Annotated in this window: 20 protein-coding genes and 1 riboswitch; of the genes, 6 read left to right on the forward strand and 14 right to left on the reverse strand. The window is 73.3% G+C overall.

What is annotated here, in order from left to right; all coding sequences use genetic code 11:
- Nucleotides 1-61 precede the first annotated feature (61 nt).
- Complete coding sequence (locus ACH4K1_RS06895) at nucleotides 62-1189, reverse strand: ferrochelatase (protein ID WP_398087304.1); 1128 nt, start codon at nucleotides 1187-1189, stop codon at nucleotides 62-64.
- Between the two features lie 183 nt (nucleotides 1190-1372).
- Between ACH4K1_RS06895 and ACH4K1_RS06900 the strand changes: the two genes are divergently transcribed.
- Both ACH4K1_RS06900 and ACH4K1_RS06905 read left to right on the forward strand, forming a co-directional pair.
- Entirely contained in the window at nucleotides 1373-2620 is a 1248-nt protein-coding gene (locus ACH4K1_RS06900) for an MFS transporter (protein WP_398087306.1), read from the forward strand.
- Nucleotides 2577-3899 carry a D-arabinono-1,4-lactone oxidase gene (locus ACH4K1_RS06905; protein ID WP_398087308.1) on the forward strand — a complete coding sequence of 441 codons (1323 nt, stop codon included), beginning with the start codon at nucleotides 2577-2579 and terminating at the stop codon, nucleotides 3897-3899. Before ACH4K1_RS06900 ends, ACH4K1_RS06905 begins: the two co-directional genes overlap by 44 nt.
- Before the next feature lie 91 nt (nucleotides 3900-3990).
- Here ACH4K1_RS06905 and ACH4K1_RS06910 read toward each other — a convergent pair whose 3' ends face one another.
- Nucleotides 3991-5163 (reverse strand): hypothetical protein, encoded by a 1173-nt coding sequence (locus tag ACH4K1_RS06910; RefSeq protein WP_398087309.1) that lies wholly within the window; start codon nucleotides 5161-5163, stop codon nucleotides 3991-3993.
- A 495-nt stretch (nucleotides 5164-5658) separates the two neighbouring features.
- Between ACH4K1_RS06910 and sepH the strand changes: the two genes are divergently transcribed.
- The gene (gene sepH / locus ACH4K1_RS06915) at nucleotides 5659-6753 is read left to right on the forward strand and encodes a septation protein SepH (protein WP_398087310.1); all 1095 of its coding nucleotides are present in this window, start codon (nucleotides 5659-5661) and stop codon (nucleotides 6751-6753) included.
- Nucleotides 6754-6986: 233 nt separating this feature from the next.
- Here sepH and ACH4K1_RS06920 read toward each other — a convergent pair whose 3' ends face one another.
- On the reverse strand, nucleotides 6987-7817 hold the full coding sequence (locus ACH4K1_RS06920; protein WP_398087312.1) for a sulfurtransferase: 831 nt from the start codon (nucleotides 7815-7817) through the stop codon (nucleotides 6987-6989).
- A gap of 236 nt (nucleotides 7818-8053) precedes the next feature.
- On the opposite strand from ACH4K1_RS06920, the gene ACH4K1_RS06925 reads away from it, so the two are divergent.
- Nucleotides 8054-8845: a VOC family protein gene (locus ACH4K1_RS06925; RefSeq protein ID WP_398087314.1), complete on the forward strand. Its 792-nt coding sequence runs from the start codon at nucleotides 8054-8056 to the stop codon at nucleotides 8843-8845.
- 88 nt (nucleotides 8846-8933) lie between these two features.
- On the opposite strand, the gene ACH4K1_RS06930 is transcribed toward ACH4K1_RS06925, so the two are convergent.
- The 5 genes from ACH4K1_RS06930 to ACH4K1_RS06950 form a co-directional block, all read right to left on the reverse strand.
- Nucleotides 8934-9986: a DUF4073 domain-containing protein gene (locus tag ACH4K1_RS06930; RefSeq protein WP_398087316.1), complete on the reverse strand. Its 1053-nt coding sequence runs from the start codon at nucleotides 9984-9986 to the stop codon at nucleotides 8934-8936.
- Nucleotides 9987-10123: 137 nt separating this feature from the next.
- Nucleotides 10124-10774 carry a thymidine kinase gene (locus tag ACH4K1_RS06935; protein ID WP_228988704.1) on the reverse strand — a complete coding sequence of 217 codons (651 nt, stop codon included), beginning with the start codon at nucleotides 10772-10774 and terminating at the stop codon, nucleotides 10124-10126.
- 44 nt (nucleotides 10775-10818) lie between these two features.
- Complete coding sequence (locus ACH4K1_RS06940) at nucleotides 10819-12006, reverse strand: alkaline phosphatase family protein (RefSeq protein ID WP_398087318.1); 1188 nt, start codon at nucleotides 12004-12006, stop codon at nucleotides 10819-10821.
- The gene (locus tag ACH4K1_RS06945; RefSeq protein ID WP_228988703.1) at nucleotides 12006-12602 is read right to left on the reverse strand and encodes a DUF5998 family protein; all 597 of its coding nucleotides are present in this window, start codon (nucleotides 12600-12602) and stop codon (nucleotides 12006-12008) included. The genes ACH4K1_RS06940 and ACH4K1_RS06945 overlap by 1 nt, the downstream gene beginning before the upstream one ends.
- A gap of 58 nt (nucleotides 12603-12660) precedes the next feature.
- Nucleotides 12661-15633, reverse strand: coding sequence for a GNAT family N-acetyltransferase (locus ACH4K1_RS06950; RefSeq protein ID WP_398087319.1), 2973 nt, complete (start codon nucleotides 15631-15633; stop codon nucleotides 12661-12663).
- A 174-nt stretch (nucleotides 15634-15807) separates the two neighbouring features.
- Here ACH4K1_RS06950 and ACH4K1_RS06955 point away from each other — a divergent pair, with 174 nt between their 5' ends.
- Nucleotides 15808-16089, forward strand: a complete 282-nt coding sequence (locus tag ACH4K1_RS06955; protein ID WP_228988701.1) for an HPr family phosphocarrier protein — start codon at nucleotides 15808-15810, stop codon at nucleotides 16087-16089.
- 177 nt (nucleotides 16090-16266) lie between these two features.
- On the opposite strand, the gene ACH4K1_RS06960 is transcribed toward ACH4K1_RS06955, so the two are convergent.
- From ACH4K1_RS06960 to ACH4K1_RS06975, 4 genes are all read right to left on the reverse strand, one after another.
- Nucleotides 16267-16971, reverse strand: coding sequence for a GntR family transcriptional regulator (locus ACH4K1_RS06960; protein WP_398087322.1), 705 nt, complete (start codon nucleotides 16969-16971; stop codon nucleotides 16267-16269).
- Nucleotides 16972-17158: 187 nt separating this feature from the next.
- A complete protein-coding gene (locus tag ACH4K1_RS06965) occupies nucleotides 17159-17953 on the reverse strand; it encodes a M23 family metallopeptidase (RefSeq protein ID WP_228988699.1) in 795 nt (264 codons plus the stop codon).
- 13 nt (nucleotides 17954-17966) lie between these two features.
- A riboswitch (cyclic di-AMP (ydaO/yuaA leader) is annotated at nucleotides 17967-18134 on the reverse strand.
- 224 nt (nucleotides 18135-18358) lie between these two features.
- Nucleotides 18359-19729 (reverse strand): M16 family metallopeptidase, encoded by a 1371-nt coding sequence (locus tag ACH4K1_RS06970; protein ID WP_398087468.1) that lies wholly within the window; start codon nucleotides 19727-19729, stop codon nucleotides 18359-18361.
- 26 nt (nucleotides 19730-19755) lie between these two features.
- Entirely contained in the window at nucleotides 19756-21129 is a 1374-nt protein-coding gene (locus tag ACH4K1_RS06975; protein WP_398087323.1) for a M16 family metallopeptidase, read from the reverse strand.
- Nucleotides 21130-21397: 268 nt separating this feature from the next.
- Between ACH4K1_RS06975 and ACH4K1_RS06980 the strand changes: the two genes are divergently transcribed.
- The gene (locus ACH4K1_RS06980; RefSeq protein WP_398087325.1) at nucleotides 21398-23851 is read left to right on the forward strand and encodes a DNA topoisomerase (ATP-hydrolyzing) subunit A; all 2454 of its coding nucleotides are present in this window, start codon (nucleotides 21398-21400) and stop codon (nucleotides 23849-23851) included.
- Between the two features lie 81 nt (nucleotides 23852-23932).
- Here ACH4K1_RS06980 and ACH4K1_RS06985 read toward each other — a convergent pair whose 3' ends face one another.
- Both ACH4K1_RS06985 and ACH4K1_RS06990 read right to left on the reverse strand, forming a co-directional pair.
- Complete coding sequence (locus ACH4K1_RS06985; protein ID WP_398087326.1) at nucleotides 23933-25117, reverse strand: CobW family GTP-binding protein; 1185 nt, start codon at nucleotides 25115-25117, stop codon at nucleotides 23933-23935.
- Between the two features lie 25 nt (nucleotides 25118-25142).
- Nucleotides 25143-26297, reverse strand: coding sequence for a citrate synthase/methylcitrate synthase (locus ACH4K1_RS06990; protein ID WP_398087328.1), 1155 nt, complete (start codon nucleotides 26295-26297; stop codon nucleotides 25143-25145).
- Nucleotides 26298-26399: the final 102 nt, after the last annotated feature.

The raw sequence follows: 26399 nt of genomic DNA on the forward strand, positions 1-26399 counted from the left end.
AGAGGATCGGTGCGCACGGGCGGGTGGGCGTACGGACGGGCGTAGGGACCGGTCGTACGGACTAGGCGTACGGGCTGTCCGCGCCCGCCGCGGCCGGCTTCGGGGTCCTGGCGGGGCAGCAGCCGACCGGGCAGAGGTCGTGGGAGGGCCCCAGGGCCCCCAGGGCGCAGCGCACCACCGCCCGGCCGCGCTCGCTCGCGGCGCGCTCCAGGAGCAGGTCCCGCACGGCGGCGGCGAAACGCGGGTCGTCGCCGACGGTGGCGGAGCGGCGGACCGGCAGTCCGAGTTCGGCGGCCTTGGCCTTCGCCTCGGTGTCGAGGTCGTACAGGACCTCCATGTGGTCGGAGACGAAACCGATGGGCGCCATCACGACCGCGGGGACGCCCTCGCCGTGCAGGGTCTCCAGGTGGTCGCAGATGTCGGGCTCCAGCCACGGGATGTGCGGGGCGCCGCTGCGGGACTGGTAGACGAGCTGCCAGGGGTGGTCGACACCGGTCTCGGCGCGCACCGCCTCGACGATCAGGCGGGCCACGTCGAGGTGCTCGGCGACGTACGCGCCGCCTTCGCCGTGCGCCTCCGCGGGGCCCGAGGCGTCGGCGGCGGAGGTCGGGATGGAGTGGGTGGTGAACGCGATGTGCGCGCCCGCGCGGAGGTCCTCGGGGAGGTCGGCGAGCGAGGCGAGGACGCCGTCCACCATGGGCTCCACGAAGCCGGGGTGGTTGAAGTAGTGCCGCAGCTTGTCCACCCGGGGGGGCTCCAGCCCCTCGTCCTCCAGGACGGCCAGCGACTCGGCGAGGTTCTCGCGGTACTGGCGGCAGCCGGAGTACGAGGCGTAGGCGCTGGTGGCGAGGACGGCGATCCGGCGGTGGCCGTCCTCGGTCATCTCGCGCAGGACGTCGGTCAGGTACGGCGCCCAGTTGCGGTTGCCCCAGTAGACCGGGAGGTCCAGGGCGTGGTCGGCGAAGTCCTTGCGCAGCGCGTCGAGCAGGGCGCGGTTCTGCGCGTTGATCGGGCTGACCCCGCCGAAGAGGAAGTAGTGCTTGCCGACCTCCTTCAGCCGTTCCTCGGGGATGCCCCGGCCGCGGGTCACGTTCGCCAGGAACGGGACCACGTCGTCCGGGCCTTCGGGGCCGCCGAAGGAGAGCAGCAACAGGGCGTCGTAGGGAGCGGGATCGCGCAGATCGGACATGGCATCGATCCTGCCACCCCCCTCGGACAGGGCGGCCACCGACATCCGACGCCCTGTCGGGAAAGCGCGGGGGTGCGGCGGGGCCCTCCCCGCCGCACCCGGAAAGCGGTGTCCGGGCCCGCCGCCCGGCCCGTAAGCTGTATCGGCCGACTACACGCATGACAGGCATGACCGGAGCACCCCTTGCCCAGCCCCTACCGCGCCATCTTCTCCGCCCCCGGCACCAAGGGGTTCTCCGCCGCGGGCTTCTTCGGCCGGATGCCGCTGTCCATGATGGGCATCGGCGTCGTGACGATGGTCTCCCAGCTCACCGGCCGCTACGGGCTGGCGGGGGCGCTGTCGGCGACCCTGGCGATGTCGGCCGCGGTCTGCGGCCCCCAGGTCTCCCGGCTGGTCGACCGCCACGGTCAGCGCCGGGTGCTGCGCCCGGTCACGCTGGTGGCGGTGGCGGCGGTCGGGGGGCTGCTGATCTGCGCCCAGCAGGGGATGCCGGAGTGGACGCTGTTCGTCTTCTCGGCGGGCGCGGGCTGCGTGCCGAGCGTGGGGTCGATGGTCCGGTCCCGGTGGGCAGAGATCTACCGGGGCTCCGGCCGGGACCTGCACACCGCGTACGCGTGGGAGTCGATCGTCGACGAGGTGTGCTTCATCTTCGGCCCGATCATCTCCATCGGGCTGTCCACCGCCTGGTTCCCGGAGGCGGGGCCGCTGATCGCCGCCGGTTTCCTGCTGGTCGGCGTCTTCTGGCTGACCGCGCAGCGTGCCACCGAACCGGTGCCGCACCCGAAGTCGCAGCAGACCGGGGGCTCGGCGCTGCGCTCGCGGGGGCTCCAGGTCCTGGGGGCCACCTTCGTGGCGACGGGAGCGATCTTCGGGGCCGTGGACGTGGTGACCGTGGCCTTCGCCGAGGAGCGCGGGCACAAGTCCGCGGCCTCCCTGGTGCTGGCCGTCTACGCGCTCGGCTCCTGTCTCGCCGGCGCGGTGTTCGGGCTGCTGCACCTGAAGGGGAGGCCCGCGACCAGGTGGCTGGTGGGTGTCGTCGCGATGGCCGTGAGTATGATCCCCCTCCAACTGGCCGGGAACCTTCCGTTGCTGGCCGTGGCGCTCTTTGTCGCGGGCCTCGCCGTCGCACCGACGATGGTCACCACCATGGCCCTCGTCGAAGCGCACGTACCGCGCACCAAGCTGACCGAGGGCATGACCTGGACCAGTACCGGGCTCGCGGTCGGAGTGGCGCTGGGCTCCTCGGCCGCCGGCTGGGTGGTCGACGCCGCCGGGGCGAAGGCGGGGTACGCGGTGCCCGTCGCGGCGGGAGCGTTCGCGGCGGTGGTGGCGTTCCTGGGATATCGCCGGCTGGCCGGGCCGGCTACGACGGGAGGGCGCGGGGAAGATGACCGACACCTACGCACGGACGAAGACGAGCACGTGGCATAACTGGGCGGGCACCGTCACCGCCCGTCCCGTCCGCACCGAGTCCCCCGCTTCCGTGGAGGAGCTCGCGGAGGTGGTGCGCCGGGCCGGCGCGGACGGCCTGAAGGTGAAGCCGGTCGGTTCGGGCCACTCCTTCACGGCGACGGCCGCCACCGACGGGGTGCTGATACGCCCCGACCTGCTGACCGGGATACGGGACATCGACCGCGAGGCGATGACCGTGACGGTGGAGGCCGGGACTCCGCTCAAGCGGCTCAACACCGCACTGGCTCGCGAAGGCCTGTCGCTCACCAACATGGGCGACATCATGGAGCAGACCATCGCCGGGGCCACCTCCACCGGCACGCACGGCACGGGCCGGGACTCCGCGTCGATATCCGCCCAGATCCGGGCGTTGGAGCTGGTGACCGCCGACGGCACCGTGCTGGTCTGCTCGGCCGAGCAGAACCCGGAGATCTTCGCCGCGGCGCGGATCGGGCTCGGCGCCCTCGGGGTGATCACCGCCCTGACCCTGGCCGTGGAGCCGATCTTCCTGCTGACCGCCCGCGAGGAGCCGATGAGCTTCGACCGGGTCGCCTCGGACTTCGACGCGCTCGTGGCCGAGAACGAGCACTTCGAGTTCTACTGGTTCCCGCACACCGGGAACTGCACCACCAAGCGCAACAACCGCAGCGCCGGACCGGCCGCCCCGCCCGGGAAGGTGAGCAGCTGGATCGACGACGAACTGCTGTCCAACGGGGTCTTCCAGGTCGCCTGTTCGCTCGGCCGCGCGGTCCCGGCGACGATCCCCTCGATGGCCAGGCTCTCCAGCCGGGCGCTGTCCGCGCGTACGTACACCGACATCCCGTACAAGGTCTTCACCAGCCCGCGCCGGGTGCGGTTCGTGGAGATGGAGTACGCCGTGCCGCGCGAGCAGGCGGTGGCGGCGCTGCGGGAGGTGAAGGCCATGGTCGAACGCTCTCCGCTGAAGATCAGCTTCCCGGTCGAGGTACGCACCGCTCCGGCCGACGACATGACCCTGTCGACCGCGTCGGGCCGGGACAGCGCGTACATCGCCGTCCACCTGTACCGGGGCACGCCCCACCGCTCGTACTTCACCGCGGTCGAGCGGATCATGACCGCGCACGCGGGCCGGCCCCACTGGGGCAAGATCCACACCCGGGACGCGGCCTACTTCTCCGAGGTCTACCCGCGCTTCGGCGAATTCACCGCCCTGCGCGACCGGCTGGACCCGCACCGCATGTTCGGCAACGACTACCTGCGGCGCGTGCTCGGCGACTGAGTCCGCACGGCTCCCGGTACGCGCCTGGGCCCCGGCCCTCTCCGGTGGGAGGGGGCCGGGGCCCAGGCGCGTCGCACGTCCGGTGCTCCGGTCAGCCGGCGTCGTCGGCGGGCGGGCCCTGCTCGCCCTGCCCGGGGTCGGCGCCCGTGTCGCCGGTCGGGGGCGCGCCGGTGTCCGGGTCGCCGGGGACCGAGGGGGCGGTCTGCGTCGGGGCGGGCGCGGTCTCGCCGGCGGTCCCGGAGGGCGTCGGGGTGGGGGTGGGCCCGGTGGTGGGCCTCTCGCTCCCGGTCCCCGTACCGGGGTCCGGGCTCGTGCCGCCGCCGCCGTCGCCGCCGTCCGTGGCGGGAGCCGAACCGGTGGAGTCGCCGGGGGACGGCCGGCGGTCGTCCGCTCCGCCGTCCCGGCCGGTGTCCCCGGAGGGCGCGGGGTCGGCGGGGCCGGAGTCCCGGTCGCCGCCGCCGCGCACCACGGAGCTGAGGGTGGTGCCCTGGCCGCCGCTGAGGTCGTTGCCCGAGATGACCTCGAACACGGTGATCCCGCCCATGGAGACGGCGAAGACGGCGGCGGCCGCGAGCGCGGGCCGCTTCCAGCCGCGCAGCCGGGTGCCGTGCGTCACGCCCTCGCCGAACTCCTCGTCGGGACCGGCCGGGGCCGTCCCGCCCTGCGGTACCAGCCGCGTGCGGTCACCGTCCCGCCGCAGCATCCGCGTACGGTCGTCCTCGGCTCCGATACCGCGTGCGGGGCCTTTGCCCGGCGGCGGGACGCGGAGCATCCGGGTCCGCGCGTCACCGAGGTCGAGCAGTTGGGTGCGGTCCGGGTCCGCGACGGGGGCGAGCAGTTGCGTGCTCTCCGCGTCCGGGACCACCTCCGGGACCGCCCCCGGGTCCACCGTCGGCAGCACGGTGGTGGCGTCCTCGGCGGGCTCCGGGCCCGGTCCGGTCCGCCGTTCCGCGGCGGACCTGCGCCCGGCGGGCGTCGTCTCCTTGGTGTGCACCGTCACCTGGCGGCCCTCCGGATGGACCACCTGGACCGTCACCTCGCGGATCTGCTCGCCCGTACGGCGGAAGAAGTGCTGGAAGACCGAGCCGCCGCAAGTGGCGACGACGCTCATCACGCCCGCCCCGGCGATCGTGCCGTACACCCCCAGTTGTGAGGCGGCCACCGCTGCCGCCACGGCGGCCACAGCGCTCCCGGCGACCTGCGGGAGACTCAGATCTATGCGCTTTTCCTTCTGTTCTGCGTCGCTTTCCGGCTTCTGAACCATTACCAGCCCCTGCTTGACATCTCTCCCACCATGCACCAGGAAGGGACAAATGAGCGAAGCGGATAGTTCCGTTTCCGGCGATTGTGTGAAGCACAACACGCATCAGGGGCATTTCGCGGTGAACCGGGTACGTCAACTCCCGCACCCCCCGAGAACTTCGGCGGCGCGCCGGTCCACCCCGGTGGCCCGAATGGAGTACTGTGACGAGCCCTGGGGCGGACTCCGACGTGGGATTCCGCAGCCACCGGAGGGGGCCGACGGCGGCACCCGAGCCGGTGGTTTCAAGGCATCGCGCGGATGCCCGCTGCACAAGGCGGCCAAATCGGTCACTTTGGGTCGCAATGGGCAACCGTGCCATGGTGGCACACCAGGACGAGCGCCCGACACGCCGGGCAACTTGGCAAGGTTGTGGCAGGCTGCACCCGGGCAGGTCACACTCGACTAGCGGAAGCAGCGACGCACGTGACGTCGGCAGGCACCACCCGGGAGGTCCCCATGCCCGAACTGCGTGTCGTGGCCGTCTCCAACGACGGCACACGACTGGTGCTCAAGGCTGCGGACAGCACGGAGTACACGCTTCCGATCGATGAGCGGCTGCGCGCCGCCGTGCGCAACGACCGCGCCCGGCTCGGCCAGATCGAGATCGAGGTGGAGAGCCACCTCCGGCCGCGCGACATCCAGGCCCGCATACGAGCCGGCGCCTCCGCCGAGGAGGTCGCCCAGTTCGCGGGCATCCCCGTCGACCGTGTACGCCGCTTCGAGGGCCCCGTGCTCGCGGAGCGCGCCTTCATGGCCGAGCGGGCCCGGAAGACTCCTGTGCGCCGTCCCGGCGAGAACACCGGCCCCCAGCTCGGCGAGGCGGTGCAGGAGCGCCTCCTGCTGCGCGGTGCCGACAAGGAAACCGTCCAGTGGGATTCCTGGCGCCGCGACGACGGCACCTGGGAGGTCCTGCTCGTCTACCGGGTCGCGGGCGAACCGCACTCGGCGAGCTGGACGTACGACCCGCCCCGGCGGTTGGTCCAGGCCGTGGACGACGAGGCGCGCTCGCTGATCGGCGAGACCGACGACGCCGCCCCCGAGCCCAGCTTCCCGTTCGTGCCCCGGATCGCCCGGCTGCCGCGCGACCGGCCGCTGGACCGCGGCCTCGACCGGCAGATCGACCGCGACCGCCCGCTGGACCGGGCCCTGGACCGGCAGATCGAGCGGCCCGCCCCGGTCGCCGAGCCCGAGGAGTACGTGAGCGGCGCCTCGGCCGGTGAGCGCGATTCGCTGACCAGTCTGCTGGAGGCGGTGCCGAGCTTCCGCGGCGACATGGTGGTGCCCGAGCGGCCCCCGCAGCCCGAGCCGCCCGCGCTGGAAGCGGCGGAGGAGGCGGAGGCGGACGAGCCGCCGGCCGCGGCCGCTTCGGCCGGAGCGGGGTCGGCGTACGCGGATGTGCTGATGCCCCGGGCGGTGGCCGGCCACCGGGACCGGCTGACCGGGACGACGGACCGTCAGGCCGAGGCGGACGGGGTGCGGCCGGGCCGCCGGGCCGCGGTGCCGAGCTGGGACGAGATCGTCTTCGGCACCCGGCGCAAGAAGCAGGACTGAGCGGGAATGACGACCGGCGGGGGGGGGGGGGGCGGCGGGGGGGGCGGGGGCGCCCCCCCCCCCCCCCGGGGGGGGGGGGGGGGGGGCCCGGGGGGGGGCCCCCCCCGGCCCCCCCCCGGCCCCCCCCCCCCCCCCCCCCCCCCCCGCCCCCGGCCCCCCCCCCCCCGGGGGGGGGGGGCGGGGGCCCGCCCCCCCGCCCCGCCCCCCCCCCCTCGTCGTCGGGTGCCGCGGGGTTACCGGGGCTCGGGCCCCGTGGCGACCGGCCGGGAGGGGTCCGAGGACCACTCGGACCAGGAGCCGGGGTAGAGGACGCCCGTGAAGCCCGCGATCTCCAGGGCCAGCACCTGGTGCGCGCCGGAGACGCCGGAACCGCAGTAGACGCCCACGCCCTCGGGGCTGCCCTCCGCGCCCAGTCCGGCGAACCGTGCGGCGAGCCGCTCGGCCGGCAGGAAGCGCCCGTCCGTGTCGACGTTCTCGGTGGTCGGCGCGGAGACGGCGCCGGGGATGTGGCCGCCGACCCGGTCGATCGGCTCCACGTCGCCCCGGTAGCGCTCCGCCGCCCGTGCGTCGAGCAGCAGACCCGACCGGGCGAAGGCCGCCGCGCTGTCCGCGTCCAGGGTGGGCAGGGCCCCGGGCTTCGGCCGGAAATCGCCCTCGGCGGGGTGCGGTACCTCGGTGGAGAGGTCGCCCGTCCAGGCGGCGAGCCCGCCGTCCAGCACGCGTACGTCCCGGTGACCGGCCCAGCGCAGCAGCCACCAGGCCCGCGCCGCGGCCCAGCCCTGGCCGCCGTCGTACACCACGACGGGGGTCTCCTGGCCGACCCCGGCCCGGCGCATCGCGGCCCCGAAGGCCTCCGGGTCGGGGAGGGGGTGGCGGCCGCCCTCGCCCGCCGGGGAGGCGAGCTCCTCGTCGAGGTCGACGAAGACGGCTCCGGGCAGGTGGCCGGCCTCGTAGTCGGCGCGGCCGTGCGGACCGCCGAGCTGCCAGCGGACGTCCAGGACCACGGGCGGCCGCGGCCCGGCCGACTCGCTCGCGTATGCGGATGCGGTGATGATGGGCTTCATGGGCGCCATCCTCGCGCAGTGCACCGGGCGCCCGTAACCACAGCGGGCAGGACGGCCGACGGGAATCCGGCCGTCCTTCGTCGAGTACCGGGACGACGCGGCGCGGCCGGTACGCTCTCCGCCCTGCGGGGTGCGAGCATCTGCACGGGGCACGCGGGCCCCGCCCCGACCCGGGGCGGCGCCCCCGCCCCCTTCCCCCGTAAGGCCACCACAACGGTCCGAGGAGAGAAAGAACGATGACCGAGGCCCCCGCCCGGCGTACGCCCGGAACACCTTGCTGGGTGAGTCTGATCGTGCACGGTCTGACCACGACCCAGCAGTTCTACGGAGCCCTGTTCGACTGGGAGTTCCTGCCGGGTCCCGAGCAGCTGGGCCCCTATGTCCGCGGGCTGCTGCACGGCGAGGAGGTCGCGGGCATCGGCCAGCTGCCGCCCGACCGGCCTCTCCCCATCGCCTGGACCACCTACCTCGCCACGGACGACGCCGACGCCACCGCGGAGGCCGTCCGCTCCTGCGGCGGGACGGTCGCGGTCGGTCCGCTGGACGCGGGCGAGGCGGGGCGGCTCGCCATCGCGTCGGACCCGAGCGGGGCGGTCTTCGGCATCTGGCAGGGGTCGGAGCACATCGGCGCGATGACGGCGGGGGTGCCCGGCACCCCCGTCTGGAACGAGCTGGTGACGCGGGAGACCTCGACGGTCGCGAAGTTCTACCAGACGGTCTTCGGCTACGAGACGGAGGCGGTCCTCTCGGCCGACTTCGACTACCAGACTCTGCACCTGGACGGTGTCCCGGTGGCGGCGCTGCACGGGGTGGGCCACGCGCTGCCGCGCGACCGGGGGCCGCACTGGATGACGTACTTCGAGGTCGCCGACACCGATCTGGCGGCCGTTCGGGTGGTGGAGCTGGGCGGCCGCGTCCTGCAGCCGCCGCGGGAGGCTTCGAGCGGCCGGCTGGCGACGGTCGCCGACCCGGAGGGCGCCGTGTTCACCATCGTCAGGTCGAACGGGAGCGACGCGTTCGGCCGGTGAGGGCCGGGCGTACCGGGCCGCCGCCCGCGTAGGACCGGGCGGGGCGGGGGCGGGGGCGCGCCGAGCGGCCCCGCCCCCGCCTTCCGCCTCAGGCCGCCGTGTGCAGCGGGACCGTGAGCTGCTTGAGCCAGGTGCCGGTGGAGAAGTCGCGGGCCTTGATGACCACCGTGCGCGGGCCCACCTCGACCTGGAGGCCCTGGTTGAACGTGCCGCCCACCGCGACCTCACCGCCCTTGCCGTCGTCCGTCCAGCCCGTCTGGACCGCAGAGGTGTTCACGACGGTGAAGCCGTCGAGGTTGGCCGTGCCGGGAACGACCCTGCGGACCGCCCAGTCCGACAGGTTGAGGTCCCAGTGGGTGTGGCCGGAGAAGAGGAACACGTCCTTGTGGCGGCCGAGGATCGACAGGAGCCGGTCGGGCTGGAGGTAGTCCCCCAGGTAGAGCTTGTTGCGGGTGCCCGACACGGTGTTGGGCAGGGGGTGGTGGGTCAGCACCATGACGGGCTTGCGCCGCCGCGCCCAGTGGGCGAGCCGGTCCTCCAGCCAGGCGAACTGCGCGTCGCTGATCCACACCTCGTCCCACAGCTTCGCGTCGTGGTAGTGGGCGTAGCGCTCGGTCCCGAGGGTCAGGACGGGGACTCCTCCGAACGACGCCTCCGTGTAGACCTTGTTCCGCCCCGCGAAGTTGTAGAAGCTGCGGAAGAGCGAGTCCTCCGTGGTGCCGTTGGGCCAGGTGTCCTGGGCGAGCGTGTTCGGGTCGCTGTACTTGGGGACGTAGAACTCGTGGTTGCCGATGGCCCACGCGAGGTTCCGGGGGTGCCGGTGCCGCTGGAGGGTGCGGCGGACCTCGGCGTACTCGAAGTCGTAGCCCCGGGGGGTGATGTCACCGGCGATGCCCAGCCCGGCGCTGTCGGGGTTGATCCGGTGCAGATCGTCGAGCGCCTTGCCGAAGTCGGCCAGGTCACCCTGGATATCGCTGATGATGTTGAACCGCACCGTCCGGCCGTCGCCGTGGCGGCCGCGCCCGTCGTGCTCCGGGGCGGCCGCGGCCGGCGGGGCCGCCAGGGCGGCGCCGGCCGTGAGCGCCCCGCCCGCCAGGAGTGAGGCGCGGCCCGTCGTGGCCATGAACGATCTGCGATCCATCGGTGGTTACTTCCTTCGTGGTGCGCCCCCGGACGGGGTTCGGACGAGGGAAGCCTGATCCACTGCGGTGACGTCTCGGCGTGGGCGAGGTGGCCCCGGGCTGAATGCTGGGTGTGCGGACCGGCGGCCCGTACGGCTCAGTCCGAGGAGACCGGCAGGACGTCCGGCGAGAGCACGCCGGCGCGGGCGGAACCGCTCGTCATGCGACGGTAGTGGTGGCGTCGGCACAGCACCTCGTAACCGACCTCGCCCGCTTGCCGGTTGACGTCGCCGACGACGACCTGCGCACCCTCGACGACCATGTCGCCGTCCACCGTACGGGCGTTGTGCGTGGCGCGCGCCCCGCACCAGCAGAGCGCCTCCACCTGGAGCGCCTCTATCCGGTCGGCCAGCTCCATCAGCCGCTGGGAGCCGGGGAACAGCTTGGTGCGGAAGTCGGTGGTGATGCCGAAGGCGAAGACGTCGAGCCCCAGGTCGTCCACGACACGGGCCAGCTGGTCGATCTGCGTCGGGGCGAGGAACTGCGCCTCGTCCACGATCACGTAGTCGACCCGGCCGCCCCGGCTGACCCGGTCCACGATGTGCGCGTAGAGGTCCATGCCCTCCTCGGCCTCGACGGCGTCGGTCACCAGGCCGAGCCGGGAGGAGAGCTTGCCCTCTCCCGCGCGGTCGTCCCGGGTGAAGATCACGCCCTGGAGTCCGCGCGCCGAGCGGTTGTGACCGATCTGCAGGGCCAGCGTGCTCTTTCCGCAGTCCATGGTTCCGGAGAAGAACACCAGCTCGGGCATGAGAGGTCGAGCACCTTTCGGAGGGGTCGGTCGGGGCGGGAGGGTTACGAGCGTACTTCGAGGAGGGGGACGAGCTGTTCCACGGGGGTCAGGGAGCCGTGCACCCCGGCCATCGCGGACTCGTGGGGTTCGTTGACGGAGGCCGTGATGATCACGTCGTCGTGGGCGGCGGCGACCACGTCGCCGATCCGGCCGTGGACCCGCTCGTCGATCACCGGCCCGAACCAGCCGGCGGCGACGGCCTCCTCGCGGCTCGCCACCCAGAACTGCTCGCCGAGCACCTCGCGCCAGACGGCCAGCACGTCGGCCTGGGCGCCCGGCACCGCGTAGACGTGGCGGGCGCGGCCCTCGCCGCCGAGCAGGGCGACGCCCGCGCTCAGCTCCCAGTCCTCGTCGAAGTCGATCCGGGACCGCTCGTCGAACGGGATGTCGATCATGCCGTGGTCGGCGGTGATGTAGAGCGCCGAGCGCGGCGGAAGCTGCTCCGCGAGCCGCCGGGCGAGCCCGTCGACGTACATCAGCTGGCCGCGCCAGGCGTCGGAGTCGGTGCCGAAGCGGTGGCCCTTGCCGTCGACCTCGCTGTAGTACGTGTAGACGAGCGAGCGGTCCCCGGCGGCCAGCCGCTGGGCGGCGACGTCCATGCGCTCCTCGCCGGAGAGCCGGCCGAGGAAGGAGCCGCCGCTGAGCGCGACCTTGGTCAGCGGGGTCTGCTCGAACATCGGCGCGGAGACCTGCGCGGTGCGCACCCCGGCGGCGTCCGCGAGCTGGAAGACCGTGGGGTGGGGCTGCCAGACCTTCGGCTCGGTCCACGGCTTCCACCGGAGCTGGTTCATCAGCGCGCCGGTCCCCGGGTCGCGCACGGTGTAGCCGGGCAGGCCGTGTTCGCCGGGCGGCAGCCCCGTGCCCACCGAGGCGAGCGAGGTCGCGGTGGTGGAGGGGAAGCCCGCGGTGAGCGGACGCCCGGTGCCGCCGCGCGAGGTGGGGAGGAGGGAGTGCAGGAAGGGCGCCTCGTCCGGGTGGGCCTTGATCTGCTCCCAGCCGAGGCCGTCGATCAGGAAGACGCAGTTCCGGTCGGCCGGGGTCAGCTCGGGGATCGCGGCGGTGAACCCCGGCACCTCCTGCCCGGCGACGAGCGTCGGCAGCAGGTCGGCGAGCGAACCGCTGCCGTACTCGGGCACGGGTGCGGTGTCGAGGGCCAGCGGAACGGGGTCCTGCCAGGCGGGCTGCGCCATCAGCGGCCGGCCGCCGCGGTGGCGGCCGTGGCCTCGGAGAGCGACTGGGCGAAGGCGAGGGTCTGGCGCACGGTGTCGGGGCCGTCGCCGGCCTCGCTGACCCGCAGGCTCAGGTCGTCGGCGGTGGAGCTGCCGGTGTAGCCGTGGTCGGCGTCGCAGTCGGTGTCGCCGCAGGCGGCGGGCTCCAGGTCGATGCGGGAGACCGCGCCCCAGCCGATGGTGAGCACGACCTCGCGGGGCAGGGTGCCCGGGACGTACTTCTCCGGGTTGGCGACCACGCGGCTGACCACGACGGAGGAGATCCGCTCCAGCTTGACCGATTCGGTGGAGGTGGTGGCGTACGGCGTCGGGGAGCTGGTGTCGGCGGCCTGCTCGTCGGTGTGGCTGACGATGAACCGGTGCTCGGTCAGGACGAGGACCGTGACGTGGCGGCGGACCTCGTTGGAGTCGAACGTGGTCTCCTGGTGCACCAGGTACGAGGCGACCGGCTCCCCGCCGACGGCGGCCTCCACCGCCTCGGCCACGAGGGCCGGGTAGTAGCCGCTGCGCTCGATCGCCGCGCGCAGCCCCTGGGTCGTCGTACCGGTCTTTGCCATGTGCACCATCCTACGGCGGGCCGGTGGCTGCCGGGGACGCCCCGGCGGCCACCCGCGGTCAGTAATTCGGAAGGCGCCGGGGGCCCAGGTCGCTGCGGGCGGGCGGCGGGGCGAGCCGGACGGCCGCGCCGAGCACGGTCAGCCCGTACGGGGCGACGACGACCGGTTCGAGTGCGACGGAGACCACTTCCGGGTGGTCGTCGACCAGTCGGGAGAGCCGCAGCAGCAGCTCTTCCAGGGCGGCCGTGTCGACCGGGGCCGCACCGCGCCAGCCGAACAGCACCGGGGCCGCCCTGATGGACCGGATCAGCTCGGCGGCGTCGCGGTCGGTGACGGGGACCAGCCGGTGCGCGGTGTCGCCGAGCAGTTCGGAGGGGGCGCCCGCGAGGCCGAAGGAGAGGACGGCCCCGGCGGCCGCGTCGATGGAGGCGCGGACGACCGTGTCCACGCCGCGCGGGGCCATCGCCTGGACGACGGGGAGCAGTTCGGCGGGTTTGCCGAGGAGGCCGGTGAGGTCTCCGTACGCCCGGCGCAGCGCGTCCTCGTCCGCGATGTCGAGGCGGACCCCACCGAGGTCGGCGCGGTGGCGCAGATGGGGCGCGGTGGTCTTGAGGGCGACGGGGTAGCCGAGCCGGGCGGCGGCGGCGACGGCCGCGTCGGGGTCGGGGGCGGGCAGCGTGGGGCGTACGCCGATGCCGTAGCGGCCGAGGAGTTCACGGGCCTCGTCAGGGCCGAGCCGGTGGCCCCGCGGGTCGGGGGCGGCGGCCAGGCGGGCCTCGATCAGGGCAGCGGCCCCCGCCTCGTCGATGGTGTCGTCGAGGAGCTCGGGGACCTTGCCGGGCACGGCCGCCTGCCGTCGCCACTGGGCGTACTTCACGGCCTCCGCCAGGGCCCGTACGGCGCGTTCGGCGGCGGGGTAGGCGGGGATGCGGCCTGGGCGGGGCAGGGGGCCGGGTTCGGGGGCCGGTACTCCCGGGGCGGAGGAGGACGCCGGGGGCGTGGCCGGGGCGCCTGTCGCCGTCCGGGCCGCGGTCGCTGTGCGGCGGGCGGTCGACGCGTCGAGGCCGGCCGTCCCGGGGGGCGGCTGGGCCCCTGCCCGGTCGGTGGCCGCTTCCGGGGGCGCGGTCCGGGGCGCGGCGGGCCGGTGGTGCGGGGCGGCCGTGCTGCTGGCGGCGGCCAGCGCCTCGGCGAGACCGCCCAGCTCGACGTGGACGACGGCCACCGGCTTGGCCGAGCCCCCGGCCACGGCCGTGTGCAGGGCGGCGGCCAGCACCTGCCCGTCGCCGGTCTCCGCCTCTCCGTCCTCCCCCACCCGCGGAATGGCGGTGACGATCACGGCGTCGCAGGTGGCGTCCGCGAGCGCCTCGGCCAGCGCGTCCCGGAAGTCCTGCGGGGAGGCGGCGGTGGTGAGGTCGATCGGCGGGCGCGGGCGCAGCCCCTCGGCGAGGCAGGCGTCGTACGTCAGGAGGCCGAGGGACTCGGAGTTGCCGAGGATGGCGACCCGGGGGCCGGACGGGAGGGGCTGGCCGGCCAGCAGGATGCCGGCGTCGACCATCTCGGTCACGGTGTCGACCCGGATGACGCCGGCCTGGCGCATCAGCGCGGAGACCGTGGCGTCGGGGATACGGCTGACCGGGACGGTGTGGCCGGGCGGGTTGGTTCCGCTGTGCCGGGCGCCCTTCACCACGACGACGGGCTTGACGGCGGCGGTCCGGCGGGCGAGACGGGTGAACTTGCGGGGGTTGCCGAGGGATTCGAGGTAGAGCAGGGCGACGTCGGTGTCCGGGTCCTCGAAGGAGTACTGGAGGAAGTCGTTGCCGGAGACGTCGGCCCGGTTGCCCGCCGAGATGAACGAGGACAGGCCCGCGCCGCGCCGGTGGAGGCCGGAGAGCAGGGCGATGCCGATCGCGCCGGACTGGGTGAAGAGGCCGATCCGGCCGCGTGCGGGCGGTTCGGGGGCGAGCGAGGCGTTCAGCCGGACGGCCTCGGCGGTGTTGATGATGCCGAAGGCGTTGGGGCCGATGATCCGCATGCCGTACGAGCGTGCCTGGCGGACCAGTTCCCGCTGGAGCTCACGGCCCTCGGCGCCCCGCTCGGCGTATCCGGCGGAGACGACGACCAGCCCCTGGACGCCGTGCTCACCGCAGTCGGCGACGGCCTCGGGAACCCGGTGGGCCGGAACGGCGATGACCGCGAGGTCGACCTGCTCCCCGATCTCGCCGAGCGAGCGGTGGGCGGGGACACCGTCGAGCGTGGCCGGGCCCCCGTCGAAGGCGTGGTTCACCGCGTAGGCGCGGCCGGTGTACCCGGCGGCGAGGAGGTTGCGCAGGATCGTGCGTCCCACCCCGCCGGGGGCGCGGCCGGTGCCGATGACGGCGACGGAGCCGGGGGCGAGGAGGCGCTGCACCGATCGGGCCTCGGCGCGCTGTTCGCGGCCGCGCTGGACGGCGAGGGACTTCTCGGTGGGTTCGAGGTCGAGGGTGAGGTGGACGGAGCCGTCCTCGAAACTGCGGCGCTGGGTGTAGCCGGCGTCCCGGAACACCTTGATCATCTTGTTGTTGGCGGGGAGCACCTCGGCGGCGAACCGCCGGATGCCGCGCTCCCGGGCGACCGCGGCGATGTGTTCGAGCAACGCCGAGGCGACGCCCCGCCCCTGATGGGCGTCCTGGACGAGGAAGGCGACCTCGGCCTCGTCGGCGGGGGCGGAGGCGGGGCGGCCCCGGTCGTCGATGCGGTCGTAGCGGACCGTTCCGATGAACTCGCCGCCGATCGTGACCGCCAGCCCCACCCGGTCGACGTAGTCGTGATGGGTGAAGCGGTGCACGTCACGGTCGGATAGCCGGGGGTACGGGGCGAAGAAGCGGTAGTACTTCGACTCGTCGGACACCTGCTCGTAGAAGCTGACCAGTCGCTCGGCGTCGTCCGTGGTGATCGGCCTGATGCGCGCGGTGCCGCCGTCGCGGAGCACCACGTCCGCTTCCCAGTGGTCGGGGTACGCGTGATGCGGACTCTGCTCGGGCATGGGCTCCATGCGCAAAGCCTACGGCGGGGGCCCCGGTCGCGGGGGCTCCGGCGCCGGGGCAGTCTGAGGAGCCCCGAACCGGGGCGTCCGGAGCCCCGGCCGGACAGGAGGCGGCCGGGCACAGCACCACGCACTGCATGAGAGACTGGTCTAGACAACCGTTGATATGTGAAGGGCAGAACCATGGCTGAGCGCCGCGTAAACGTCGGTTGGGCCGAGGGCCTGCACGCCCGCCCCGCTTCCATCTTCGTCCGGGCCGCCACGGCGTCCGGCGTCCCCGTGACGATCGCCAAGGCCGACGGCAACCCGGTGAACGCCGCCTCCATGCTCGCCGTGCTGGGCCTGGGCGCGCAGGGCGGCGAGGAGATCGTGCTCGCCTCCGACGCAGACGGTTCCGAAGCCGCGCTGGACCGGCTGGCGAAGCTGGTCGCCGAGGGGCTGGAAGAGCTTCCCGAGACCGTCTGACCCTTTTTTCCCGGCCGCGCCTTTCGGTCGGACACGGATGCGCGAAAGAGCCGTGATCCCCTGAGGGGATCACGGCTCTTTCGCGCGCGGGGAAAGGCGTCGGGTCAAAAAATCCGGAAGGGCGGGCAACACGAAGCTCTTTCCCTCTTTCTCTTCTCCCTTTATACGCATTCCCTGTCAACGGCGGATTTCTGCGGTGTTTACGCCGTGTTGCGAAGCGCTCACGCGGGCGGGCGGGGTGCGGCGACCCGGGAGAGGCGGGTGGCGCAGTCGGTGGGTCCCGGCGACGCGTTCGGCGTGCCGGGCGCCGAGGGCCCTCGCCCGCTCCGCGTCGCCCCGCGCCACGGCGTCCACGATCGCCCCGCGCTCGACCCAGTAATCGACCGGGCGGTCCGGCCGGTCGACCGTGTACATCCAGGCGATCTTGTAGCGGAGCTGGGTGAGCAGCGCGATGAGGCCGGGGCTGCCGGACGCCTGGGCGAGGGTCTCGTGGAACCAGCCGCCCAGGGCGCGCACGTCCTCGCCCTCACCCCGTCCGGCCCGCTCCTGTCCCAGCCTGACCAGGCCCCGCAGCACCTTGAGATGAGCCTCCGTACGGCGGCGGGCGGCGCGTGCCGCGCTCAGCGGCTCCAGGAGCGTCCGCATCTCCAGGAGGTCGGCCGCCTCCTGCGCGTCGAGCTCGGCGACACAGGCGCCGGCATGTCTGCGGATGACCACGAAACCCTCGGACTCCAGCGTGCGCAGGGCTTCGCGGACCGGGACGCGGGAGACTCCGTGACGGCGGGCCAGCAGCTCCTCGGTGAGGCGGCTTCCGGGGGCGTGGACACCGGAGACGATGTCGTCACGCAGGGCCCTGCATACCGAATGCGCGGGAATGCGCATGTCCGAACCTCCGTCTCGATCCCCGCAAAACGCGGCCGTCCGACGTCTGTTCCGCGACTCTAGGGCAATCCGCCGGAATTTCCGATGGCGATCCGGAATGCAGAGATGTCTTTGACGCCTTCGGGGCGGAATGGCCGAAGGCCCCGGCGCACGCCGGGGCCTTCGGGAGGGATCGCGCGGAAAGGCGTCAGACGTTCACGCCGTGGGAGCGCAGATAGCCGACCGGGTCCATGTCGGAGCCGTAGTCGGGGGTGGTGCGGGCCTCGAAGTGCAGGTGCGGGCCGGTGGAGTTGCCGGTGGAGCCGGAGAGGCCGATCTGCTGGCCGGAGGAGACGCTCTGGCCGACGGAGACGCCGATCGAGGAGAGGTGGCCGTACTGGGTGTACGTGCCGTCCGCCATCCGGAGCACGATGTTGTTGCCGTAGGCGCCGCCCCAGCCGGCCTCGACGACCGTACCGGCGCCGACCGCGACGACGGAGCTGCCGGAGGCGGCCATGAAGTCCACGCCGGAGTGGCTGCCGGACGACCAGAGCGAACCGCCGCTCTTGTAGCCGGTGGTGACGTGGGATCCGGCGACCGGGAGGTGGAAGGCGTTGAGGCGGGCGCGCTCGGCGGCACGGGCGGCGCGGGCCTTCTCCGCGCGGACCTCCTTGGCGCGGGCCTCGGCCTTGCGCTCGGCCTCCGCCTTCGCCTTGGCCTCGGCGGCGGCCCGGGCCTTCGCCCGGGCGGCCTCGTCGGCCTGCCTCTTCTGGGCGTCGGCCTGCGCGTCGATCCGGTCCGCGAGCGTGGCGTTGAGCTCGACGGCCTGGGAGAGACCGGTCTCGGTGACCTTGGCGGCCTCGGTGTCCGCGGCGAGCGCCGGAGTGGACAGCGAGCCGATGACGCCGGTGGTGGCCAGGGTCGCGATGCCGGCGGCCCGGACGCTCCGGCGCGTGAGACGGCTCGGGGCACGGTGCTTCCCGGTGGCACGGGTGAACGCCATGGAGGGGCTGTTCCTTTCCTTCCTTCTCGCCTACCGGGTTAGCTGACGGGTTCGGAGCAGGAAGGTCTCCTACGGAGTCCCGTACCGGTTCACGGCTCGGGCCTCCGATTCACCCCAGGGACTGCGATGGGTCCCCGGCTCCCCAGGCTCGCGCCTGACGGGGACTCGGCGATGGCTGCCCGGCGCCACGGACGCGGCACAAAGGTGGCGGACAGCCGAGCCGACGCTAGGCGGGCGGGCTCCCCCGCGCCAAACGGTGCGGCGGATGTGTCACGCATCCCACAGGCCAGACAGCCACATATCATCCTGAAAGCGCCTGAAGCTAAACAAAGGGACAAAAGGCATGGACCCCGACGAAGTGCCTTCCGTCGGGGTCCAGTTCACGGCGGTGCGCCGCAGGAGGCGTCAGCCGGCGACGACCGACACCTCGCCGATGCCGAGCGCCTTCACGGGCTCCTCGATCTGCGCCGCGTCCCCCACGAGGACGGTGACGAGCCGGTCGACCGGGAACGCGTTGACCACGGCGGCGGTCGCCTCCACGGTGCCGGTCTCGGCGAGCCGGGCGTAGAGGTGGGCCTGGTAGTCGTCGGGGAGGTGCTGCTCGACCTGGTCGGCCAGCGTGCTCGCGACGGAGGCGGCGGTCTCGAACTTCAGCGGGGCGACGCCCACCAGGTTCTGCACGGCCGTCTCGCGCTCGGCGTCGGTCAGCCCCTCGGCGGCCAGCGTCCGCAGGACCTTCCAGAGGTCCTCCAGCGCCGGTCCGGTGGACTCCGTGTCCACCGAGCCGCTGATCGCGAGCATGGCGGCGCCGCCCGAGTCGGGGCCGGAGGAGCGCAGCACCTGGGCGAAGGCGCGCACCCCGTAGGTGTAGCCCTTCTCCTCGCGCAGCACCCGGTCCAGCCGGGAGGTGAGGGTGCCGCCCAGGCAGTAGGTGCCGAGCACCTGGGCGGGCCAGACGCGCTCGTGCCGGTCGGCGCCGATCCGGCCGATGAGCAGCTGGGTCTGGACCGCGCCGGGGCGGTCCACGATGACCACGCGGGCGGTGTCGTCCGCGGTGATCGGCGGCACCGGGCGGGTCTGTCCGGCGTTGCCCGTCCAGTCTCCGAGGGTCTCCGCGAGCAGCGCGTCCAGATCGATGCCGGTGAGGTCGCCGACGATGACGGCCGTGGCGGTGGACGGGCGGACGTGCGCGTCGAAGAAGGCGCGCACGGCGGCCGCGTCGATCCGCCGGACCGTCTCCTCGGTGCCCAGCCGCGGCCGGGACATCCGGGAGGTGGCCGGGAACAGCTCCTTGGAGAGCTGCTTGGCGGCGCGCCGGGACGGGTTGGCCCGCTCGTGCGGGATCTCGTCGAGCCGGTTGCCGACGAGGCGCTCGATCTCGCTCTCGGCGAAGGCCGGGGCCCGCAGCGCCTCGGCGACCAGCCCGAGGGCCTTGGCCAGCCGGGAGGCCGGGACCTCCAGGGAGACCCGGACGCCGGGGTGGTCCGCGTGCGCGTCGAGCGTGGCGCCGCAGCGCTCCAGCTCGGCGGCGAACTCCTCGGCGCTGTGCTTGTCGGTGCCCTCCGAGAGCGCCCGCGACATGATCGTGGCCACGCCGTCCAGGCCCTCGGGCTCGGCCTCCAGCGGCGCGTCCAGGAAGATCTCCACCGCGACGACCTGCTGGCCGGGGCGGTGGCAGCGCAGCACGGTCAGCCCGTTGGGGAGCGCGCCGCGCTCGGGGGCCGGGAAGGCCCAGGGGCGGGCCGTGCCGGGGGTGGGCTGCGGGTGGAACTCCATGGCTACTCCAGTCACGGCGGCGTCGCTCACTTGGCCGCCCCCTCGTGCGCGTCGTCGGTGCCCTCGTCGGCCTGCTCGGCGTCGGCCTCCCCGGCCGGCTCGACGGGCTCGTAGACCAGCACGGCCCGGTTGTCGGGGCGCAGGGCCGCCGCGGCCGCCGCGCGCACCTCCTCGGCGGTGACGTCCAGGACCCGGCCGACGGCGGTCAGGGCGAGCTGGGGGTCGCCGAACAGGACGGCGTAACGGCACAGTTCGTCGGCGCGGCCGGCGACCGTGCCGAGCCGGTCCAGCCACTCGCGCTCCAGCTGCGCCTGGGCCCGCTCCATCTCCTCCGGGGTCGGGCCCTCGGCGGCGAACCGGGCCAGCTCCTCGTCCACGGCGGCCTCGATCTGCGCCACCTCCGCGCCGCCGGACGTCTTCACGTCCAGCCAGCCGAGCGAGGGGGCGCCGGCGAGCCGCAGCAGTCCGAAGCCCGCCGCCACCGCCGTGCGGTCGCGGCGGACCAAGCGGTTGTGCAGCCGGGAGGACTCGCCGCTGCCCAGCACCGTGAGCGCCAGATCGGCGGCGTCGCAGGCGCGGGTGCCGTCGTGGGGCAGGCGGTAGGCGGCCATCAGGGCGCGGGCGGGGACCTCGGCGGTGACCACCTCGCGCCGCTCCTCGCCGATGGTCTCGGGCAGCGTCCCGTCGCGCGGCGGCTGCTTGCCGTCGTGGGAGGGGATGGAGCCGAAGTACTTCTCGATCCAGGCGAGGGTCTGCTCGGGGTCGATGTCGCCGACCACCGAGAGCACCGCGTTGTTGGGCGCGTAGTACGTACGGAAGAACGCGCGGGCGTCCTCCAGCGTGGCCGCGTCCAGGTCGGCCATGGAGCCGATCGGGGTGTGGTGGTAAGGGTGGCCCTCGGGGTAGGAGAGGGCGGTCAGCCGCTCGAACGCGGTGCCGTAGGGCACGTTGTCGTAGCGCTGGCGCCGCTCGTTCTTGACGACGTCGCGCTGGTTCTCCATGGACTCCTCGTCGAGGGCGTCGAGGAGGGAGCCCATGCGGTCGGCCTCCAGCCAGAGCGCGAGCTCCAGCTGGTGGGTGGGCATGGTCTCGAAGTAGTTGGTCCGCTCGAAGCTGGTGGTCCCGTTGAGCGAGCCGCCGGCCCCCTGGACCAGCTCGAAGTGGCCGTTCCCCTTGACCTGGCCCGAGCCCTGGAACATCAGGTGCTCGAAGAGGTGAGCCAGGCCGGTGCGGCCCTCGACCTCGTGGCGTGAGCCGACGTCGTACCAGAGGCAGACCGCGGCGACCGGGGTCAGATGGTCCTCGGAGAGCACCACACGCAGGCCGTTGGCCAGGCGGTGCTCGGTCGCTGTCAAGCCGCCGGAGCCGGCCTGTGCGGTGGCCGTGTGACCCATGGGCATGTACGTCCCTTCGATCGCGATGCTGGTCTTCCTGCCAGACCTGCCACTCTAAGCAAGCGCACCGGTGCCTGGCGAAGTTCCCGTTCCGCGGATGTTTCCGTCGATGGTGTCGCGGACGCCCCCGCGGGCGGCCCGCCCCGGCCGCTTCGGACGGGTCGAGGTCGGCGTTGTCAGTCCGGAGGTCCACAATGGAGCGCGTCAGCAGCTCGTGTCGCACCGAACAAGCTCAGGTCGCCCGAACAGAATCCGTGAAGGAGTCGCAGCCGCGATGGCCCGCCGTAGCACGAAGACCCCGCCGCCGGACGACTTCGAGGAGAAGATCCTCGACATCGACGTCGTCGACGAAATGCAGGGCTCCTTCCTCGAGTACGCGTACTCGGTGATCTACTCCAGGGCCCTGCCCGACGCCCGCGACGGCATGAAGCCGGTGCACCGCCGCATCGTGTCCCAGATGAACGAGATGGGACTGCGCCCCGACCGCGGCTACGTGAAGTGCGCCCGCGTCGTCGGCGAGGTGATGGGCAAGCTGCACCCCCACGGCGACGCCTCGATCTACGACGCGCTCGTGCGGATGGCGCAGCCCTTCTCGATGCGGCTGCCCCTGGTCGACGGCCACGGCAACTTCGGTTCGCTCGGCAACGACGACCCGCCGGCCGCCATGCGGTACACCGAGTGCCGGATGGCCGACGCCACCTCGCTGATGACCGAGGCGATCGACGAGGACACCGTCGATTTCCAGTCGAACTACGACGGCCAGGAGCGCGAGCCGGTCGTCCTCCCGGCCGCCTACCCCAACCTCCTGGTCAACGGCGTGTCCGGGATCGCCGTGGGCATGGCCACCAACATGCCCCCGCACAATCTGGGCGAGGTCATCGCCGCCGCCCGGCACCTGATCAAGCACCCGGGCGCCGACGTCGAGACGCTGATGCGCTTCGTTCCCGGCCCCGACCTGCCCACCGGCGGCCGTATCGTCGGCCTCTCCGGCATCAAGGACGCGTACACGGCGGGCCGCGGCACGTTCAAGATCCGCGCCACCGTCGCCGTGGAGAACGTGACGGCCCGCCGCAAGGGCCTCGTCGTCACCGAACTCCCCTTCGCCGTCGGCCCGGAGAAGGTGATCTCCAAGATCAAGGACCTGGTCTCGGCGAAGAAGCTCCAGGGCATCGCCGACGTCAAGGACCTCACCGACCGGGCGCACGGCCTGCGGCTGGTCATCGAGGTGAAGAACGGCTTCGTCCCGGAAGCGGTGCTGGAACAGCTCTACAAGCTGACGCCGATGGAGGAGTCCTTCGGCATCAACAACGTGGCGCTGGTCGACGGCCAGCCCCTCACCCTGGGCCTCAAGGAGCTGCTGCAGGTCTACCTCGACCACCGCTTCGAGGTCGTGCGGCGGCGCAGCGAGTTCCGCCGCACCAAGCGGCGCGACCGGCTGCACCTGGTCGAGGGCCTGCTCGTCGCGCTCCTCGACATCGACGAGGTCATCCGGATCATCCGGGACAGCGACAACTCGGCGCAGGCGAAGGAGCGTCTGATGGCGCACTTCTCGCTGAGCGAGATCCAGACCCAGTACATCCTGGACACGCCGCTGCGCCGGCTCACCCGGTTCGACCGGATCGAGCTGGAGGCCGAGCGGGACAAGCTCACCTCCGAGATCGAGGCGCTGACCGCGATCCTGGAGTCGGACACGGAGCTGCGCAAGCTGGTCTCCACCGAGCTGGCCGCCGTGGCGAAGAAGTTCGGCACGGACCGGCGCACGGTGCTGCTGGAGTCGGCGGGTTCGCAGATCGCGTCCGTGCCGCTGGAGGTGGCGGACGACCCGTGCCGGGTGCTGCTCTCCTCCACCGGGCTGCTGGCCCGTACGGCCAACGCGGAGCCGGTCGAGGCCTCCGAGGACGCCCGGCGGACCAAGCACGACGTGATCGTGTCGGCGGTGGCGGCGACGGCCCGCGGCGACGTCGGAGCGGTGACGTCCAAGGGCCGGCTGCTGCGGCTCTCGGTGATCGACCTGCCGCAGCTCCCGGACACCCACGCCGAGCCGAACCTCTCGGGCGGGGCCCAGATCTCCGAGTTCCTCACGCTGGAGGCGGACGAGGAGCTGATCTGCCTCACCACCCTGGACGAGTCCTCGCCGGGCCTCGCGATCGGCACCCTGCAGGGCGTGGTGAAGCGCGTGGTGCCGGACTACCCGGCCAACAAGGACGAGTTGGAGGTCATCACCCTCAAGGACGGTGACCGGATCGTCGGGGCGACCGAGCTGCGCACGGGCGAGGAGGACCTGGTGTTCATCACCTCCGACGCCCAGTTGCTCCGCTATCCGGCGGCTTCGGTGCGTCCGCAGGGCCGCCCCGCCGGAGGCATGGCGGGCGTCAAGCTGACGGCGGGGGCCGAGGTGCTGTCCTTCACGGCGGTGGACCCGGCGTCCGAGGCGATCGTGTTCACGGTGGCCGGTTCGCACGGCACGCTGGACGACTCGGTGCTGACGTCCAAGCTCACTCCGTTCGACCAGTATCCGCGCAAGGGCCGGGCCACCGGCGGGGTGCGCTGCCAGCGGTTCCTGAAGGGCGAGGACGTCCTGGTCTTCGCCTGGGCGGGCGCGGCCCCGGCACGGGCCGCGCAGAAGAACGGCGCCCCGGCGAAGCTGCCGGAGCCGGACCCGAGGCGGGACGGTTCGGGCACGCCGCTGCTGGAGAAGGTGGCCGTGATCGCGGGCCCGCCGCTGTAGGCCCCGCCGCATACGGCCCCGCCGCGGGCGTACGGCGGTGCGGCGGGCGTACGGCGGTGCGGCGGGGAGCGGGCCGGGGCGTTACGCCTCCGCGTCCGCTTCCCGCGGCCCGCCGCGTTCTTCCGGTACCTCCTCGGCCTCCTCCTCTTCCCCGGCCCGGGGTACGTACCGGAGTACGCCCCACATGGCGCGCTCGACGGCGGCGGGATCCCCGACCGGCCCCCCGGGCGCGCGTTCCTGCGAGCGGCAGGCGGCGAGCCCCGCCCGCAGCGCCGCCGCGTCGATTCCGGCGCCGATCATGACGAGCTGGGTGAGGCGCTGCTCGCCGCGCGCCCACGGCCGGGGGACGAAGCGCAGGAAGCGGCCGACCGCGTGCAGCGCGTAGGCGTTGTCCCGGTCCCCCGCGCCGAAGTCGACGAACCCCTTGATCCGGTACAGGCCCTCGGGCCGGGAGTCCAGGAACGCCATGAAGCGGCGGGGGTCGAGCGGCACGTCCGAGGTGAATTCGACGCTCTCGTACGCCGCGTGGAGATGGCGGTCACGCCCTTCCCCGTGGTGGCCGTGCCCGTCGCACCCCGCGTGCCCGTCGCACCCCTCGTCCTCCTCCCGGAGCAGGTCCTCGAAGCTCAGCTGACCGGCCATCTCACCGTCGTCCGGCCGCAGGGCGGGGTCGAAGAGCAGCTCCGGGTCGATCCGGCCGTGCACGGCGGAGATCACGGCGGCCGGACCGCTCAGCTCCGCGACCGTCGCCCGCAGCCGTTCCCGCTCGTCCTCCCCCACCCGGTCCGTCTTGTTCAGGACGACGAGGTCGGCGACGGCGAGATGGCGGTCGAGCTCGGGATGCCGCTCACGGGTGGCGTCGAACTCCGCCGCGTCGACGACCTCGACGAGCCCCCCGTACAGAATGTGCGGGTCGTCGCTGGCCAGCAGCATGCGCACCAGCTCCTGCGGCTCGGCGAGGCCGCTCGCCTCGATGACGATCACGTCCAGCCGGGCGGAGGGCCGGGTCAGCGTCTCCAGGAAGGAGTCGAGTTCGCTCGCGTCCACGGCGCAGCAGAGGCAGCCGTTGCCGAGCGAGACCGTGGAGCCGACCTGGCCCGAGACGGTCATGGCGTCGATCTCGATGGCCCCGAAGTCGTTGACGATCACCCCGATCCGGGTGCCCGCCCGGTTGCGGAGCAGGTGGTTCAGGAGCGTGGTCTTGCCTGAGCCGAGGAAGCCCGCCAGGACGACGACCGGGATCTGCGGGGTGCGGGGCGGGGTCAACGGGGGCCTTCCTGGGGGGGCGTCGTCAGGGTGCCGGTACCGGCTGCGGCGGGGGTGCGCCGACGTAGCGGGCCGCCGGGCGGATGATCTTCGAGTCCTCCGCCTGCTCCAGGATATTGGCGCTCCAGCCGATCACCCGCGCCGCACAGAAGGTGGGGGTGAACATCGCGCGCGGCAGCCCGCACAGCTCCATCACCACCCCGGCGTAGAACTCCACGTTGGTGTGCAGCTCCCGGCCCGGCTTGAGTTCGGCGAGGATGGCCTCGACCTGGGCCTCCACCTCGACGGCGAAGTCGACGAGCGGGCCGCCGAAGCCCTGCGCGAGGGACTTGAGCATGCGGGAGCGCGGGTCCTCGGTGCGGTAGACGGGGTGGCCGAAGCCCATGATGCGGCGGCCGGAGAGAACCTGTTCGCGGATCCAGCCGTCGATGCGGTCGGGGGTGCCGATGGCGTCCAGGGTGTCCAGGGCCCGGCTGGGCGCTCCGCCGTGCAGCGGTCCGGAGAGCGCGCCCACCGCCGCGACCAGGCAGGCGGCCAGATCGGCCCCGGTGGAGGCGACGACCCGGGCGGTGAAGGTGGAGGCGTTGAAGCCGTGGTCGATGGTCGAGACCAGGTACCGCTCGATCGCCCGGACCTGGTCGGGGCCGGGTTCGGAGCCGGTCAGCATGTACAGGTAGTTCGCGGCGTGCGGCAGGTCCTCGCGCGGTTCGACCGGCTCCCGTCCCTGACCGAGGCGGTGCAGGGCCGTCAGGATCGTGGGCACGGCCGCGCAGGCGGCGAGCGCGTCCTCGCGTCGCCGTCCGGCGTCGATGTCGTACACCGGACGGAAACCCGCCGAGGCGCCGAGCAGGGAGAGCGCGGTACGCAGCCCGGCGAGCGGGCCGGAGGGGGTGCCGGCGCGGGCGATGCCGGGGAGGGCCTCGCGCACCTCGGCGGGCAGGGTGCGCAGTGCGGCCGTGCGGGCGGCGAAGTCGGCGGCGGCCGCCCGGCCGGGGAGTTCGCCGTGGACCATCAGGTACCAGACGTCCTCGAAGCTCCGGGTCTCCGCCAGCTCGATCGCCGAGTACCGGCGGTAGTGGTAGAAGCCCTCGCGGCCGCGTACATCGCCGAGTTCGGTGTCGGTGACGACGACACCGGAGAGACCGCGGGGGACGGCGGGGGCGTCGGGGGTGGTGGTCATGGCTGCTCCCTCTTCCGTGCATGAAACATTGATTCGACTGTCCATGCTTGACGAATGATCTGTCAATATTGATTGGATCAATGTAAGAACCAGTGGATACGG

The organism is Streptomyces sp. NPDC017448 (genome assembly GCF_044330565.1).
Classification (GTDB): Bacteria; Actinomycetota; Actinomycetes; order Streptomycetales; family Streptomycetaceae; genus Streptomyces.

Coding starts and splice junctions, on each gene's coding strand:
- ACH4K1_RS06960 (WP_398087322.1), bottom strand. CDS start 16,971: ATGCGCATTCCCGCGCATTCGGTATGCAGGGCCCTGCGTGACGACATC.
- ACH4K1_RS06925 (WP_398087314.1), top strand. CDS start 8,054: ATGACCGAGGCCCCCGCCCGGCGTACGCCCGGAACACCTTGCTGGGTG.
- ACH4K1_RS06920 (WP_398087312.1), bottom strand. CDS start 7,817: ATGAAGCCCATCATCACCGCATCCGCATACGCGAGCGAGTCGGCCGGG.
- ACH4K1_RS06945 (WP_228988703.1), bottom strand. CDS start 12,602: ATGGCAAAGACCGGTACGACGACCCAGGGGCTGCGCGCGGCGATCGAG.
- ACH4K1_RS06980 (WP_398087325.1), top strand. CDS start 21,398: ATGGCCCGCCGTAGCACGAAGACCCCGCCGCCGGACGACTTCGAGGAG.
- sepH (WP_398087310.1), top strand. CDS start 5,659: ATGCCCGAACTGCGTGTCGTGGCCGTCTCCAACGACGGCACACGACTG.
- ACH4K1_RS06895 (WP_398087304.1), bottom strand. CDS start 1,189: ATGTCCGATCTGCGCGATCCCGCTCCCTACGACGCCCTGTTGCTGCTC.
- ACH4K1_RS06950 (WP_398087319.1), bottom strand. CDS start 15,633: ATGGAGCCCATGCCCGAGCAGAGTCCGCATCACGCGTACCCCGACCAC.
- ACH4K1_RS06990 (WP_398087328.1), bottom strand. CDS start 26,297: ATGACCACCACCCCCGACGCCCCCGCCGTCCCCCGCGGTCTCTCCGGT.
- ACH4K1_RS06965 (WP_228988699.1), bottom strand. CDS start 17,953: ATGGCGTTCACCCGTGCCACCGGGAAGCACCGTGCCCCGAGCCGTCTC.
- ACH4K1_RS06975 (WP_398087323.1), bottom strand. CDS start 21,129: ATGCCCATGGGTCACACGGCCACCGCACAGGCCGGCTCCGGCGGCTTG.
- ACH4K1_RS06935 (WP_228988704.1), bottom strand. CDS start 10,774: ATGCCCGAGCTGGTGTTCTTCTCCGGAACCATGGACTGCGGAAAGAGC.
- ACH4K1_RS06970 (WP_398087468.1), bottom strand. CDS start 19,729: ATGGAGTTCCACCCGCAGCCCACCCCCGGCACGGCCCGCCCCTGGGCC.
- ACH4K1_RS06955 (WP_228988701.1), top strand. CDS start 15,808: ATGGCTGAGCGCCGCGTAAACGTCGGTTGGGCCGAGGGCCTGCACGCC.
- ACH4K1_RS06940 (WP_398087318.1), bottom strand. CDS start 12,006: ATGGCGCAGCCCGCCTGGCAGGACCCCGTTCCGCTGGCCCTCGACACC.
- ACH4K1_RS06910 (WP_398087309.1), bottom strand. CDS start 5,163: ATGGTTCAGAAGCCGGAAAGCGACGCAGAACAGAAGGAAAAGCGCATA.
- ACH4K1_RS06930 (WP_398087316.1), bottom strand. CDS start 9,986: ATGGATCGCAGATCGTTCATGGCCACGACGGGCCGCGCCTCACTCCTG.
- ACH4K1_RS06905 (WP_398087308.1), top strand. CDS start 2,577: ATGACCGACACCTACGCACGGACGAAGACGAGCACGTGGCATAACTGG.